Annotated in this window: 13 protein-coding genes; 11 read left to right on the plus strand and 2 right to left on the minus strand. The window is 35.3% G+C overall.

Going from position 1 to position 15,426, the window contains the following annotated elements; translation table 11 throughout:
• Positions 1 to 43: 43 nt before the first annotated feature.
• Together NIE88_RS00005 and NIE88_RS00010 are read right to left on the minus strand one after the other, a co-directional pair.
• On the minus strand, positions 44 to 1,396 hold the full coding sequence (locus NIE88_RS00005; RefSeq protein ID WP_253057655.1) for a TrkH family potassium uptake protein: 1,353 nt from the start codon (positions 1,394 to 1,396) through the stop codon (positions 44 to 46).
• A 44-nt stretch (positions 1,397 to 1,440) separates the two neighbouring features.
• Entirely contained in the window at positions 1,441 to 2,097 is a 657-nt protein-coding gene (locus NIE88_RS00010) for a potassium channel family protein (RefSeq protein ID WP_253057656.1), read from the minus strand.
• Positions 2,098 to 3,094: 997 nt separating this feature from the next.
• Here NIE88_RS00010 and galU point away from each other — a divergent pair.
• The 11 genes from galU to rfbA all read left to right on the plus strand — a co-directional run bounded on the left by galU (position 3,095) and on the right by rfbA (position 15,414).
• Positions 3,095 to 3,976 carry a UTP--glucose-1-phosphate uridylyltransferase GalU gene (gene galU / locus NIE88_RS00015; RefSeq protein ID WP_253057657.1) on the plus strand — a complete coding sequence of 294 codons (882 nt, stop codon included), beginning with the start codon at positions 3,095 to 3,097 and terminating at the stop codon, positions 3,974 to 3,976.
• Between the two features lie 50 nt (positions 3,977 to 4,026).
• A complete protein-coding gene (locus tag NIE88_RS00020) occupies positions 4,027 to 5,349 on the plus strand; it encodes a UDP-glucose dehydrogenase family protein (RefSeq protein WP_253057658.1) in 1,323 nt (440 codons plus the stop codon).
• Between the two features lie 67 nt (positions 5,350 to 5,416).
• A complete protein-coding gene (locus NIE88_RS00025) occupies positions 5,417 to 6,076 on the plus strand; it encodes a sugar transferase (RefSeq protein WP_253057945.1) in 660 nt (219 codons plus the stop codon).
• A gap of 41 nt (positions 6,077 to 6,117) precedes the next feature.
• A complete protein-coding gene (locus NIE88_RS00030; RefSeq protein WP_253057659.1) occupies positions 6,118 to 7,257 on the plus strand; it encodes a glycosyltransferase in 1,140 nt (379 codons plus the stop codon).
• A 1-nt stretch (position 7,258) separates the two neighbouring features.
• Positions 7,259 to 8,245 carry a glycosyltransferase family 2 protein gene (locus NIE88_RS00035; protein ID WP_253057660.1) on the plus strand — a complete coding sequence of 329 codons (987 nt, stop codon included), beginning with the start codon at positions 7,259 to 7,261 and terminating at the stop codon, positions 8,243 to 8,245.
• Between the two features lie 48 nt (positions 8,246 to 8,293).
• Positions 8,294 to 9,505, plus strand: a complete 1,212-nt coding sequence (gene cps2T, locus NIE88_RS00040) for a beta 1-4 rhamnosyltransferase Cps2T (RefSeq protein ID WP_253057661.1) — start codon at positions 8,294 to 8,296, stop codon at positions 9,503 to 9,505.
• Positions 9,506 to 9,529: 24 nt separating this feature from the next.
• Positions 9,530 to 10,876, plus strand: a complete 1,347-nt coding sequence (locus NIE88_RS22545) for an O-antigen ligase family protein (RefSeq protein WP_253057662.1) — start codon at positions 9,530 to 9,532, stop codon at positions 10,874 to 10,876.
• 5 nt (positions 10,877 to 10,881) lie between these two features.
• The gene (locus NIE88_RS00050; RefSeq protein WP_253057663.1) at positions 10,882 to 12,054 is read left to right on the plus strand and encodes a glycosyltransferase; all 1,173 of its coding nucleotides are present in this window, start codon (positions 10,882 to 10,884) and stop codon (positions 12,052 to 12,054) included.
• Positions 12,051 to 12,893: a polysaccharide pyruvyl transferase family protein gene (locus tag NIE88_RS00055; protein WP_253057664.1), complete on the plus strand. Its 843-nt coding sequence runs from the start codon at positions 12,051 to 12,053 to the stop codon at positions 12,891 to 12,893. Before NIE88_RS00050 ends, NIE88_RS00055 begins: the two co-directional genes overlap by 4 nt.
• Before the next feature lie 123 nt (positions 12,894 to 13,016).
• Positions 13,017 to 14,438 (plus strand): lipopolysaccharide biosynthesis protein, encoded by a 1,422-nt coding sequence (locus NIE88_RS00060; protein WP_253057946.1) that lies wholly within the window; start codon positions 13,017 to 13,019, stop codon positions 14,436 to 14,438.
• 103 nt (positions 14,439 to 14,541) lie between these two features.
• Positions 14,542 to 15,414: a glucose-1-phosphate thymidylyltransferase RfbA gene (rfbA, locus tag NIE88_RS00065; RefSeq protein WP_253057665.1), complete on the plus strand. Its 873-nt coding sequence runs from the start codon at positions 14,542 to 14,544 to the stop codon at positions 15,412 to 15,414.
• Positions 15,415 to 15,426 lie beyond the last annotated feature (12 nt).

The following is a 15,426-nucleotide window of genomic DNA, read 5'->3' on the forward strand; positions in this document are numbered from 1 at the left end:
AGCTAAGCCGTGGTTAAACGTATTCCAGAACTTCTTCAATTCTTTACCCTGTATAAATCTCCCCATCCGGATAGCGGATGTCCACATGCGAACGCTTCGTCACTGAGAATGCCAGCGTCAGTGGGCCGACCTTACCGAAAAACATCACGCACATAATCACAATCTTACCGAAGGCGGAAAGATGTGCCGTCGCACCGATCGATTCACCAGCAGTACCGAACGCCGAGATCACTTCAAACAGAATCACGACAAACGGCTGCTGCTCCGACAGGCAGAGCAGAAATACGGCAAGCAGGACGACAATCACCGAAATCGAGATAATCGATACCGCGCGCACAATGACCTGATGATTCACCGTGCGCTTGTTAATGACAACCTCGCGCCGACCTTTCAAAAAGGTAAACACCTGCGCGATGATGATCATGAACGTCGTCAGTTTGATGCCCCCGCTCGTTGATGTACTGCCCGCACCAATGAACATCATCAGCATCGTGAGCAGCAGGGAGGCCTGGCTCAATCCGGACGGATCAATCGTCGTCAAACCTGCCGTTCGCGGTGATATACCTTGGAAGAAAGCACCCCAGAATTTATCGCCAAGGCTGAGCGGACCGAGCGTATTCGAATTCGCATACTCAATAATGAAAATCGCCAGCACAGCGACTGCATTAATAATCAAAGTCCCGGTGATCATCACCTGGGCATGGAGCGAGAGCTTACGGTAGCGGTGTGTGGACAGCAGCTCAGCAAGCACCGTAAAGCCGATCCCACCGAGCGTAATCATCATGATCATCGTCAGATTCACAATCGGATCACCGAGATACCGGCTCATGTTGCCGGGAAAAAGGGAAAAGCCGGCCTGATTGAATCCGCTGATCGAGTGGAAGAGCCCATAATACAGCCCTTTACCCCAACCAAATTCAGGAACAAATCGAAACGCGAGAAAGAACGTGCCGATCAGTTCAATCACAAAGGAAAAAATTAAAATCCAGCTGACCAGCCGGATCACACCGCCAATCGACGGAACATTCAGCGCCTCCTGCATCAGCTGCCGCTGCCGAATCGAAACCTTCTTGCCGAGTAAAATAACAAAAAATACGGCAAACGCCATGATGCCAATACCGCCAACCTGAATCAGCAGCATCAGAACAATTTGTCCGAAGAAGGTAAACGTTTGACCGGTATCAAAAGGTGAAAGCCCCGTAACCGTTGAAGCGGAAGTCGATAAAAAAAGGGCATCCAGCCACGAAATCGGATGCTTTGTAGAGACCGGCAGTTTTAAGAGCAATGTCCCAATTACGATAATGACAAACAGCAAAAGAGACAGAAAGAGCGGCGGGCTGAATTTGAATCGCTTGAGATCAAGCGCGGAAAGTATTTTCTTCGTCGATTGCGTCATAGTAAATTCCCTGCCTTAATTGAGAAGGAAGTCAGAAAAAATACTCAGACTCCCTCCTTCTCAAATCGCTCCAGATCCTCGCTCTTTCCGATAATTAGAAGCACGTCATTGCGCTCAAGCTTCAATTCACCGATATTACGCACAATAACGGAACGATCACGACGAATCGCGATCACATTACAGCCGTAATTCGCGCGTACATCAATTTCCATAATTGACTTCCCGATCAGCCGATCTGTCACTTCAATTTCAATAATACTGTAATCTTTCGACAGCTCTATATAATCAAGAATCTTATTCGCGGTTGCCAGATGCGCGATTCGGAAGCCGATTTCAACCTCGGGACGAATGATCTTGTCCGCACCGAGTTTCCTCAGGATCTTCTCGTGATAGTCATTCTGAGCCTTCGCCCAAATCTCCTTCACACCCGCTTCCTTCAGCAACAGCGTCGTCAGGATGCTTGCCTGAATATTACGTCCGATCGCAACAATCACATGATCAAAATTGCGAATTCCGAGCGCCTGCAGCACCTTCTCATCCGTCGAATCCGCCTGAACCGCCTGCGTCACCACGTCTGAGTAATCATTTACTTTATCCAGGTCAACATCGATCGCCAAGACCTCGCAACCCATATTGCTCAGCTCGATGCTGACGCTTGAACCAAGCTGGCCAAGGCCGATCACGGCAAATTGTTTGTTCATTACAATCTTCCTTTTTTAAAGGATACACAAAAAAGAGTCCGAAAAAACCACGAAAGTCACATTTACTTTATTTGAAAGAACGATCATTGTCAAATATCCCAAGAGCATTACGGGCTCTGCGAAAATCTAAGTGAAATCAAAACGCAGAAATATCTTTTGAAAAAATTTGAGAATTGAAAGAAAGAAGGATGAAGGATGCCGACCGTAATTCTGCACATCACATCATTACATGGCTGCAAATGTCAAAGAATCAGTCTCAGGGAATGGCACGAAGAGACACAATTATCAACAGATCAAGGCGGGCTCACATCGGATTTCACATAGAAAGCGAGAAAGAATTATTCATAGTACGAAGTAAAGGAGACATTATACGTTTTTATCATGAATCTGATGACAAGAGGACAATCCCTGACGCATATAACAAACCGAAAGCATCGAGCAAACTGCAGAATGCTCAGTGAGAAGTATGCGCGGAAAACTCATTGACTTCGGTTGTATGGAAATTATCGCGTATATGTCAAGACGACACGGCCAGGCCGTGAGGCGGAAGGTTATTACGTCACAATTGAAGAATGAAGTGATGAAGCGACGCCAGCAAAAAATTGCTTAAGCAGCGCAAATAAATGACATAATAGGACATTTTCAGCACTGAACGTTGAAACGTTTTTGTAAACAAAACGTAAATATAGAGCAACAATATCCAACGAAAGCCGATAGAATCAACTCCCGTGACTTTCTTCCCAGATCTCCCTCTTTTCAATAAAATAAAATATGCTATAATGCTTGTAGTTTGACGAGACAAAAATTGTCGAGTTTTAGCTTCACATCGCATAGGAATAGTGTATAATGAGAGAATCTTGAGTTCTTGATCCATCCCATATTTTTAATTCAATTTTAATAGAGATAAGATAGAATGTCCTCATTACTCAACGAGACACCATCATAGAGCTTTCATCACAAGTAAGATATGTGTCTCCACAACTCAGGGGGTTTTTTGATGAAGAAAGTCAGAAAAGCAGTCATTCCGGCTGCAGGGTTAGGTACACGCTTCTTGCCGGCAACAAAGGCATTGCCAAAGGAAATGCTTCCCATTGTCAATAAGCCGACAATCCAGTATATTGTTGAGGAAGCCGTTCAAGCAGGCATTGAAGACATTATTATCGTTACCGGAAAAGGCAAACGGGCAATCGAAGATCACTTCGATATTGCATACGAATTGGAACAGAATTTGATTCAAAAAAATAAATTAGATTTACTTGAGAAAGTGCGTGAACCATCTAAGATTGATATTCATTATATCCGGCAAAAGTCGCCGCAAGGTCTGGGTCACGCCGTTTGGTGCGCCCGCAAGTTTATCAGTGACGAACCGTTTGCCGTCCTTCTCGGCGACGACATCGTTCAGGCGGAGACACCTTGCATCAAGCAGCTGATCAACCAATATGAGAAGACCGGGTGCTCCTGCATCGGTGTCAAAGAGGTTCCCGAGAATCAGACACACCGATATGGTATTATTGACCCGAAGACGCAGGATGGCCGCTTATTTGATGTTCGCAAATTCGTCGAAAAACCGGAAAGCAATCCGCCTTCCAATATGGCGATCATCGGCCGTTACGTGCTGACTCCGGAGATTTTCGACTTCCTCGACAAGAAGGAAATCGGCGCCGGCGGAGAAATCCAACTGACGGATGCGATTCAGAAGTTAAATGAACTTCAAGGCGTATTCGCTTATCAATTTGAGGGCAGACGTTACGATGTGGGTGAAACACTTGGTTTTGTTTTAACCAACATCGAAATGGCACTTCAAGATAAAACAATTCAGAAGGATGTTCTTAAAGGCATTGAACGCATTCTTCATGAGAATAAATTGCCACTTGAGTGATAATTAAGTAGTAATTTTCACAAGCAGTTAAACGATTGTGAGGGAAACAAATGAAAATAGCGGTGATTGGTACTGGCTATGTCGGGCTTGTAACAGGTGTCGCACTATCGGAAATCGGTCACGTTGTAACCTGTATTGATGTTGATCCAAGTAAAGTTGAAAGATTGAGTAAGGGGATACCAACCATATATGAGCCGGGCCTTGAAGAACTGATTAAGAAGAACATTGGCTCTGGGAATCTGCGCTTTACTTCCGAGCATCAAAAGGGCCTACCTGACGCGGAGGTTGTGTACATTGCGGTCGGAACGCCGCAGCGTGCAGATGGTGCGGCAAATCTTGACTATGTCGAACAAGCTGCTTTGGATATTGCCGCTAACATTAAAAGAGATATCATCGTTGTCATAAAGAGCACAGTCCCGGTTGGTACGAATTTCCATATTAGGAATTTGATCAATCAGCATACGATGAACAGTGTTCGTGTAAAAATAGCATCAAATCCTGAATTTCTTCGCGAAGGTTCGGCAGTAGAAGACACTTTTCACGGTGATCGAATTGTCATTGGGGCAGAAGATGCTGAGACAGGTGAAATCTTGGCACAAATTAATAAACCCTTTAATACACCAATTGTTAAGACCGACATTTCCAGTGCGGAAATGATTAAATATTCATCGAATGCTTTTCTAGCGACAAAAATCAGTTTTATCAATGAAATTGCCAATCTCTGTGAGTCCATGGGAGCGAATGTTGAAGAAGTCGCAAAGGGTATGGGACTTGATCATCGAATCGGTCCTGACTTTTTGAAAGCGGGAATCGGTTATGGTGGTTCATGTTTTCCAAAGGATACAAACGCACTGGTTCAATTGGCGGGTAACGCGAATCATGAGTTCAACCTTTTAAAATCAGTCATTGAAGTGAACAACAATCAGCAAGTTTTATTACTTCATAAAATTCTGAGCCGCTTTGGTGACGACATACAGGGAAAGCGCGTTGCAGTCCTAGGATTGGCATTCAAACCGAATACGGATGATTTGAGGGAATCACCCGCTCTTGTTATAATTCCAAAATTAGTAGAGTTGGGTGCAAATGTCATCGCTTATGATCCAATTGCAGTCAACAATGCTAAGAAACAATTAGGAACTGAAATCGGTTATACCGAAGACTTTACTGAAGCACTTAAAAATGCTGACTTCACTGTGATCATTACCGACTGGTCTGAAGTTAAAAAAGCAAATCTTTCAATTTACAGTCAGTTAATGAAGGAACCGATCGTGTTTGATGGCCGCAATTGCTATGATCTGAATGAAGTGAAAAAAGCAACAATTGAATATTACTCAATTGGGCGTCCGGATCAGGCGCCTGAATTGATTGGCTAACAAGATGAACAAGTAAACGGAGGAACAGACGATGGCTCTATCAAGATCGGAGTTTAGGACGCCTTATATGGAAACAACTAAATATATTAAATCCAGTACTTTGACGGCGATTAATGACAGCAAAGGTTATTTGTTTATGAAACGTTTGTTGGACATTTTTGGCGCCTTGGTTGGTCTTGTTTTGCTCTCTCCAGTTTTCTTAATTGTTTCTTTAGCTATAAAATTCGAAGATCCACATGGTAACGTAATCTTTAAACAAATTCGTGTGGGTAAAAATGGCCAAAATTTTTATATTTATAAATTTCGATCGATGGTAACCAATGCAGAACAATTACTTGATGAATTACTTGACGAAAATGAAACGACTGGTGCGATGTTCAAAATGAAAAAAGATCCACGAGTAACAAAAATCGGTCATTTTATTAGAAAGACAAGTATTGATGAGTTACCACAATTTATTAATGTATTGAAGGGGAATATGAGTCTTGTTGGACCACGTCCGCCACTTCCACGTGAGGTTGATGAATACTCTGATTATGATATGCAAAGACTACTTGTGACACCAGGGTGCACTGGCCTGTGGCAGATAAGCGGGCGGAGCAATGTCGGATTTGATAAGATGGTTGAATATGATTTGGAATATATAAGAAAAAGGTCAGTTATACAAGATTTGAAAATAATAATCATGACAATTGTACAATTATTTTGGTCTAAGGGAGCTTATTAAGAAGTTCCCTATATTTTTAAGAAGAATAAAGAGGGAAACGAATGTTTCATAAATGCTTAATTTATATTACACCTCATAATTGGTATGATCATGTTCTAAAAGGTCAGGTTAACCGACCACTGAAAATGGTAGAGCAATTTTACAATCATAAAAGATTTTCTGAGGCCTTGATTGTAAACAGACTTCATCCGTTTCGAATTCTAAAAGTCAAAAAGTCAAATCGTCAATTATTATTAAGAAAATTATTCTTTAATTTGTTCTTTGATTGTGAAAATAAAGTTTTTTATATTGAACATTGTATCCCATTCGGTAAATTAGAAGAATTAATTTTACCGTACATATTAAAATATGTCTTAAAACAAACTAAGCAAAGTGATTGTTTTTTGTGGATTAGTGATCCGAAATCTGTAGGTCTAATATTAAAATTAAAAAATTATCATAACTTATTTGATGCATATGATGATTGGAGTTTGTCACCTTTTTATAAAAATAGAAAAAGACATATGAAATATATTAATCGCGGTTATAATATAGCAAAAGATTATGCGGAACTTATACTTACAAATACAATTCACATGAAAAAAAAATTATCAACACATGTAAATAAGGTTGAATTGATTTGTAATACTTCTTCTTTAAAAATTGAGAATGTTAACATCAAGAAAAATAACAAGAGAAAATATGTGGGGTATATTGGCAATATTCATGAGAGGTTAGACATGGACTTATTAGAGTCAGTAATTAAACACTATCCACGTGTTAAATTTATTTTTGTTGGGAAAAATGATTTTCAATCAAAACTTTTTGATCAATTGTTAGCGAACTATTCAAATACTTCGTTTACTGGACCAAAGGATTATAAAGATATTCCAAGGTATATTAGTAAATTTGATGTATGTATTGTCCCTCATGTTGTTAATGAATATACATTATCCCAAGACTCCATGAAAATCTATGATTATCTTGCTTATGGGAAACCAATTGTTTCGACTGAGATTCCCCCGGCAGATCTCTTGAATCAAATTATTTATGTAGGACATACCAGACAGGAGTTTGTAAAGAAACTGGCAACAGCATTGAATGAAAACAATGATGGATTGAAAAATGAACGACTAACTTTCATGAAAGAGAATACGTGGAGCAAAAAAGTCGATCATATTTGCAAAATGTTGGAGGATTAAGATGGATTTAACTGTCTGCATTGTAACTTGGAATAGCCAGAAATTTATAAGAGAATGCTTGAAATGCTTACAAGAACAAACCCTGAATGATTTTGAACTTTTGATCATTGATAATGCCTCCTCTGATAGAACTTGTGACATTATTAAGGAAGAATATCCCTTGGCGAAAATTATAAAAAACGAAAAAAATTTGGGGTTTTGTGGTGGACATAATCTAGGCATTAGCTTGTCAGAAGGAAAATTTTACATGCCGCTTAATCCAGATGTTTTTGTAGAGAAAGATTTTTTAGAGAATATGCTGTTGACAATAAAAAGTAAAAAAAGAGTGGGCATGGTATCTGGGAAATTACTTCGATTTGACTTAGAAAAAAAGAAAAAAACTGATATTATTGATTCAACTGGGGTCTATTTTAAAAAAAATAGACGTAGTTTGGATAGAGGTGCTGAGGAAGTAGACATTGGTCAGTATGACAAAAAAGAATACGTTTTTGGCGCTTCTGGTGCAGCGCCTTTATATAACAAACAAATGTTACAGGATATTCGTATAAATGGAGAATATTTCTTAGAGTATTTTTTTGCATACCGTGAAGATGTGGATTTAGCTTGGCGAGCGCAACATCGGAATTGGCAATGCATCTATTGTCCATCTGCAGTGGCATTTCATGTAAGACATAATACTCCTTTGAAACGTAATGAGATGTCAGAAATGGTAAATATGCATTCCGTAAAAAATAGGATACTTTTAGAACTACAAAATGAAACAAGATATGCTTTATTCAGGGATGGTATATTTTTTATAACTTATGATTTAATGATTTTTATAGCAGTATTGTTAAAAGAAAAAACTTCATTACCTGCATTTAAATTTATTATTATGAACTTTAAGTATATTTTGCAGGTAAGAAAACAAATTATGAGTCGGAATTTAATGGATAGTAAAAAAATGCTTCTGTGGTTTGGAAGAAAAAAGTCATTCCCTATTCAATAATTGATTTGAGGATAGCGTCACACAATATTAACGTTGAGGTGCATAAAGTTGGTTGATGTATTTATTATTGGCTCTAAAGGTATTCCAGCGAAATATGGTGGATTTGAAACTTTTGTAGATCAATTAACAAAACAGAAAAAAAACAGTGATATACATTATCATGTTGCTTGCTTAGCCAGTGATAACTTGGAATTTACCTATAACAACACAAGATGTTTTAATATTAATGTGCCTGATCTTGGCAGCGCAAAAGCCATTATTTATGATGTAAAAAGTTTAAAAAGGTGCATAAAGTATATACAAGAAAATCATTTGCAAAATAGCATTGTTTATGTTTTGGCTTGTCGTATTGGACCTTTTATTGGTTACTATAAGAGAATGCTCAATCGCTTAGGAGTGAAGCTGTTTGTCAATCCTGACGGACATGAATGGTTGAGAAGCAAATGGAGTAGGCCCATTAGAGTATATTGGAAACTTTCTGAACGATTAATGGTTAAAAATGCGGATCTTTTAATTTGTGATTCTAAAGGTATAGAAGAATATATTCAAAAAAACTATTATAAATATAGGCCAAAAACAACTTTTATTGCCTATGGTTCGGATGTCGATGAATCGTTAATAAAATCAGACGATCCTAAAATTATCAATTGGTTGAGCAAAAATTATCTACAATCAAATAATTATTATTTGATTGTCGGTCGGTTTGTACCAGAAAATAATTATGAATTAATGATTAGAGAATTTATGAAATCTGATACAGATAAAAGTTTAGTAATTATTTCAAATGTGAGTGAAAATACTTTTTATAAGAAATTAATTAATTCAACACAATGTTTAAGGGATTCAAGAATTAAATTTGTTGGAACTGTTTATGACCAACCCCTCCTTAGAAAAATAAGAGAGTTAGCATATGGATATCTACATGGCCATGAAGTGGGGGGGACAAATCCTTCTCTTCTTGAGGCTCTGTCTTCGACAAAAGTAAATTTGTTGCTTGATGTGATTTTCAATAGAGAAGTTGGAGCAAATGGAGCTATGTATTTTACAAAAAGATCTGGAAATCTATCACAATTAATACATAAAGCTGATCAAATGTCGGCTACAGAAAGAGAAAAATTTGGAAGCGAAGCAAAAAAGCGAATTGAAAAACATTATTCGTGGGGATACATTGTTTCAAGATATGAAGAGTTATTTTTCAAAAAAAATATAAAAGAATATGAATTCAATGATCATAATGAGGGAAATGGAAATTTACTTTAGTGTTATTTGGAGGAATAAATATCGGTGGCTAAACTAATAATTGGTTTATTTATTGAATTGATAATTTTTTTAACGTTGAACAAAAAAATTTTCTATAAGGAAGAAGATCAATATAAAAATCTCATAGTGTTTTTGTTAATGTGTTTTTTTAATTTTCACATTTCATTGCACTATTCACAAACGATAGTAGGAGTTAAAAATACTTTTTACGTACCAAGTATTTTTTTAGCCATTGTTGCTTTGTTTACCTCCGTAGTAAAGAGGAAATCTTTTCATTTTCGATATGAATATGTTTTTTTATTGTTGATTGCAGCACATTTTATTTATTCATTAGTTGTTTTTCCAGTTTTAGATAAAGCGCATTATTTTTATATGGTCATTCTCTTACTAAGCATTAGTATGATTATTTTAATTTATCAAAGTATAAAAATATATAAATTTGATAAGTTACTGTACTATACTAATTACTTAGCAATTGCAAATGGAATTTTGGCTATATTACAATTTATAACGGGTAAAATGTTGGTCTTAGGTTCTTTTAATCAGTCTATTTTCTATTATGAAGGATTGACTACTGTAAAACGTGCGGTTGGAATCGGAATGACTAACAATGCTGCTGGAAATCTCGGAGCGATACTGTTTGCAGTTGTTTTGTATAATCTTTTGAAAAATAAAGATTTGACTAGTTTGTTTTCACTAATTTTTACGCTTTTATTTTCTTTTTTAACCTTAACAAGAATTGGTTATGTTGCAATATTTGTTGAATTAGTACTGATTGTTGTAACAACGCGAATAAAGTATATAAAGATGTTTTTAAAAAAGAAGTGGTCAGTTATTGGACTGACTTTATTCTTAATAGTTTCTCTTTTGGTAACTTGGAATAAAATCAATTATTACTTATTTCAGTCTAGGGGTGACACATTAACATCTAGATTTATACAATACAGAAGAGTATTAGGGGATGTTGTTAGTCATAACTTTTGGTTGGGGGTTGGAGAAGCAAGATATCAGTATTACCTATACGCGAATAAAGGTATACATGATCTTGTGATCCATTCGCAGTATTTGAATGTTCTTGCTGAACAAGGCTGTATAATTTTTATTATTTTTGTCTTTGGTAATTTTTATATAATTGTTTATATATTAAGACAAGAAAAATCTAAATTGCTAAAGGCTTTTTCATTGTCACTATTTATAGGCAATTTTATTTGTATAAATTTTAATCCAAATCAGTACTACTATATTAACAATATTTTTTATTATTTCTATATCTTTGGTGAATATTATAAATTGCAGCAAAGAGATGCGAATGAAAGTAAAAAAACTTTAGCCCATGATTTAGAACAATATAAGAATTCTACAAGAGGTTGAATAATATGAATATATGTATAATAAATGAGCGATTTAATAAAAGAGGAGGGGTAGGAAGAGTTGCCACAGAAGTAGCAAATATGCTGCACACAGACGGCTATCAGGTATCTTTAATTGACTTCTCTGGCGAAAATGTATACACCTATGAAGTTAATGAAAAGATAAAAAGGCCACATGCCATTTCTAAACTGAGCTTCAAGAAAAAATTAATAAGGAAAATTCTAAACGGAAAATTTTATTTAGATCATAAATCATTAAATATTAATTGGATTTATAAAAAACAAATTAATGATCTTTTAAGGTATCTTGAAAATAACGTCTTTGATATTATCATTGTTTGTCAGGGATTGCTCACATCATTTATACCTAAAATTAAAAATGAAATACCCAAAATTAAGATTGTTGCTTGGCAACATAACGAATATGAGATTTATACTCAGTATTATTATAAAAAATTTATACATAACTATATCTGTGGAATTAAAAAAGCTGATCTTGTAGTATGCCTTACAGAAAAAGATTGTCAAAAATTCAAAGAACTAAATGAAAACTCAATTTTTATTTACAATCCGATCACTATTGAAAATAACGAAGGTAAGACAACCGACCTAAAACAGAAGAATATAATCTTTGTTGGCAGGTTACTAATGAAACAAAAGGGTTTAAATTATTTAATTGAAATTGGAAAAAAGTTGCCAAACGGTTGGAGAATATTGGTTGCTGGTGAAGGAAAAGACAAAAAACTATTCAAAAAACTAATTATAGAGAATGAACTGCAAGATAAAATAATTTTAAAAGGCAACTTATATAATAAAGATTTAATAAAATTTTATCTGTCCGGTTCCATTTTTATCTCAACTTCTCGCTGGGAGGGTTTCGGTTTGGTTTTGACAGAGGCAATGTTATTTGGTTTGCCAATAGTAAGTTTTAAAAATAATGGCCCGTTTGAAATACTTAAACGACATGAAAATTATTATGGTATTCTAATTGAGAGAGGAAACATAGATGGATTTATATCAGAAATAATTAATTTGATTAAAAATCCAGATGTACTAACAGAATATCAAAAGAAGAGTCTAGAAAGGGTACAAGATTTCAAAAAGGAAAGAATTTTGGAAAATTGGAATGAGAAATTGAAAAAAACATATTTTAGTGATGATTGTGAGGAAAGAATATGAAAGAATTAAAAGTATTTTATGCGAAGATAGATAACATGGGCGATTTGTTAAATGAATTAATAATTGAAAAGGTATTTGGTTATAAAGTGAAATGTTCGAATAGATATACATGTGAAACGACAGGTATTGGAAGTGGCTTAAATATGTTTTTCCCTGAGAAAGCGGAAATGGCTTATTTTCCAAAAAATCTACTACAAAGAACATATGCTAAATTAAATTCCCCACTGCAAGTTTGGTCTACAGGTTTTATTAAATATCCAAAAAAAGAAGACAACATTTGTATGAGACGAGAAAATAATATTGCTTCAGTACGAGGAGAGTTGACAAAAAAAAGGTTAGAAAAAATACTTAATAAAAATCTAAAAATTCCAACCGGTGATGGTGGACTTTTAGCTTCATGTTTATTAGAAGGAAAGATTGAAAAAAAATACAATATAGGCATAATACCTCATTTTCGAGAAAGAAATGAATTAAGGTTTAAACAACTTCAATTGAAATATGAAAATTCTACACTAATTGATTTGACGGAAGATCCAATGGATGTGGTGAAGAAAATATCAGAATGTGAACATATACTATCAAGCAGCCTGCATGGCTTAATTGTGGCTGATAGTTTTAACATACCAAACAAAAGAATTGTATATTCTGATAAGCCGCTTGGAGATGGATATAAGTATGATGATTATTATTCGGCATTTAATATTTCAGTAGAGCCTTACAATATTAATAATGATAAATATCCGTCTATAAATAACATAATTGATGATTACAAAGTTAACAAAAAAGATGTAGATTTAAAAAAAGAAGATCTAATCACAAGTTTTACAAAGTTTTTGTAAGACTAATGTTTTCTGTAGAATAGGATAGTTTACTACAACGCATGTACAGCTATTATTTAAGCCTTCATGTGTGCCATATAAATATGGTTGAGGTGAAAAAGATAATTATTTATCTTGGACAAAATGAACAATCTGATAAAAAAATTTTTGGGTTTCTCGATTGGACCAGTTATTGGGGCAATGATATCTTTTGTTACTATACCAGTAACGACGTATTTCATATCTCCTGAGGATTATGGCAAAGCCGGTATGTTTACACTATTTCAAGCATTAATAGGTACATTTTTATACCTTGGACTAGATCAAGCATACACAAGAGAATATCATGAGACAGATAATAAGGATAATCTCCTAAAAAATGCAATTCTTTTTCCATTAATGCTGTCATTGTTGATGCTTATTGTATTGATTTTTAATATACATAGGATATCAAGTCTATTATTTGACTCACCGATTTATTATTTTGCAACCGTTCTGTTTGGTATATCGTTAATATTTTTAGTTTTTGAGAGATTTATATTACTTTCAATTAGAATGGATGAAAAGGCGCTAGAGTATTCTACTGTGAATATCTTTTTGAAGTTGAATGTATTATTACTGACCCTAATATTATTAGGCATTTTTAAAGAAAGAAATTTTTTAGCTGTTGTCTATTCTAATGTATGGGGACAGATTATTGTTGATTTATACTTAATCATTCGTTATCGGAAATATCTTGATTTAAGAACATTTAAATTAGATAAACTACAAATTAAACGATTATTGAGTTTTGGAATTCCTATAATTCTTGCTGCATCAATCAATAATCTGTTGCATTCTTTTGATCGAATCGCTTTAAGAACTTGGAGTAATTATTTTGAGATTGGCATTTTTACTGCTGCACTAAAAATATCAACTGTGCTTACAATACTTCAAACAAGTTTTAGTACTTTTTGGACCCCAGTTGCATATCGATGGTATAGTGAAAAAAGGAACATTGTCTATTTTAAATTTGTAAGTGATGTTGTTTTATTACTTATGTCTATGTTATTTTGTGTGATCCTAATTTTTAAAAATATTATTGTTGTTCTTTTATCTGCTGATTATCTAGACGCAAAATATATCTTTGGACTTTTATGTCTTTTTCCAATAATGTATACTTTAAGCGAAACAACCACACTGGGAATTGTTTTTTCAAGAAAAAGCTACTTTAATATCTTTGTCAGCATTATTTCCATGATTCCCAATATCATAATAAATATTTTGCTAACGCCTCATTTTGGTGCAATTGGCGCAGCAGTAGCCACTGGGGTGTCATATATAGTTTTTTACTATTGCAGAAGTTATTTCTCCAAAATGATGTGGACCGGTTTCTCGTTGAAGATACATAACATTATCACTGCCATTTTATTTGGAGCATCATTAATCAATACCCAGGACTATCAATTTGTTACTATAATTAACATTGGATTTTTATGCTGTGTTTTATTATTCCAGATGCCAACGATCAAAAAAATAATATATATCTATAAAAATAAAAATATTTCGAAAGATAAAATTTTGTAAAACATCCACTTAAAAACTATGATAAATTCAAAAATTTAGTAGTTAATATTTGAAAGCCAACAATTTATTTTAAATTAAAATGGTTATAGGAGAAGTGACAAAATTGAAAGGAATTATTCTTGCGGGTGGTAGCGGTACCCGTCTTTATCCAATAACACGTTCAATATCAAAACAGTTAGTTCCAATATATGATAAACCGATGATCTACTATCCATTATCTGTGCTTATGCTTGCGGGTATTAAAGACATTCTCATTATTTCTACGCCTAAGGATACGCCTCGGTTTCAGGAATTACTTGGGAATGGGTCAGACTGGGGTATTCATTTAGAATATAAGGTACAGCCTAATCCAGATGGATTAGCTCAGGCCTTCATTATTGGTGAAGATTTTATCAGTGATGATCAGGTTGCGTTAATTCTTGGGGATAATATATTTTATGGTCATGGATTTACGAATATTCTTGAAAAAGCTGCTACACAAAAAAAGGGGGCAACCGTATTTGGCTATAATGTTAAAGACCCAGAACGCTTTGGTGTTGTTGCTTTTGATGAGTCAGGCAAAGTGATCTCGATTGAAGAAAAGCCTAAAGTACCAAAATCAACCTATGCGGTTACAGGCCTTTATTTCTATGATAATCAAGTGGTTGATATTGCGAAAAGTATAAAACCTTCAGCCCGCGGTGAACTCGAAATCACATCAGTGAATGAGGAATATCTCAGACGAGGAACACTGAATGTCGAGTTGCTGGGCAGAGGCTTTGCATGGCTGGATACGGGAACTCACGAATCGTTGCTTGATGCTTCCCTGTTTATACAAACGGTTGAAAAGCGGCAGAGTCTGAAGGTTGCTTGCCTTGAAGAAATCGCTTATCGAAAAGGTTATATTGACGCGGAAAAACTGTATGAATTGGCACAGCCACTAAAGAAAAGTGGTTACGGCCAGTATTTGCTTCGATTAATTAAAGGTCAATTATAATTAGGCGGGTGG

Source organism: Sporolactobacillus shoreicorticis (assembly GCF_024125445.1).
GTDB lineage: Bacteria > Bacillota > Bacilli > Bacillales > Sporolactobacillaceae > Sporolactobacillus > Sporolactobacillus shoreicorticis.

Excerpts from the sequence above, each read along its gene's own strand:
- NIE88_RS00005 (WP_253057655.1), bottom strand. The coding sequence starts at position 1,396 with ATGACGCAATCGACGAAGAAAATACTTTCCGCGCTTGATCTCAAGCGA.
- NIE88_RS00025 (WP_253057945.1), top strand. The coding sequence starts at position 5,417 with ATGGAAACAACTAAATATATTAAATCCAGTACTTTGACGGCGATTAAT.
- NIE88_RS00035 (WP_253057660.1), top strand. The coding sequence starts at position 7,259 with ATGGATTTAACTGTCTGCATTGTAACTTGGAATAGCCAGAAATTTATA.
- NIE88_RS00030 (WP_253057659.1), top strand. The coding sequence starts at position 6,118 with ATGTTTCATAAATGCTTAATTTATATTACACCTCATAATTGGTATGAT.
- galU (WP_253057657.1), top strand. The coding sequence starts at position 3,095 with ATGAAGAAAGTCAGAAAAGCAGTCATTCCGGCTGCAGGGTTAGGTACA.
- NIE88_RS00055 (WP_253057664.1), top strand. The coding sequence starts at position 12,051 with ATGAAAGAATTAAAAGTATTTTATGCGAAGATAGATAACATGGGCGAT.
- NIE88_RS00060 (WP_253057946.1), top strand. The coding sequence starts at position 13,017 with ATGAACAATCTGATAAAAAAATTTTTGGGTTTCTCGATTGGACCAGTT.
- NIE88_RS00020 (WP_253057658.1), top strand. The coding sequence starts at position 4,027 with ATGAAAATAGCGGTGATTGGTACTGGCTATGTCGGGCTTGTAACAGGT.
- NIE88_RS00050 (WP_253057663.1), top strand. The coding sequence starts at position 10,882 with ATGAATATATGTATAATAAATGAGCGATTTAATAAAAGAGGAGGGGTA.
- NIE88_RS00010 (WP_253057656.1), bottom strand. The coding sequence starts at position 2,097 with ATGAACAAACAATTTGCCGTGATCGGCCTTGGCCAGCTTGGTTCAAGC.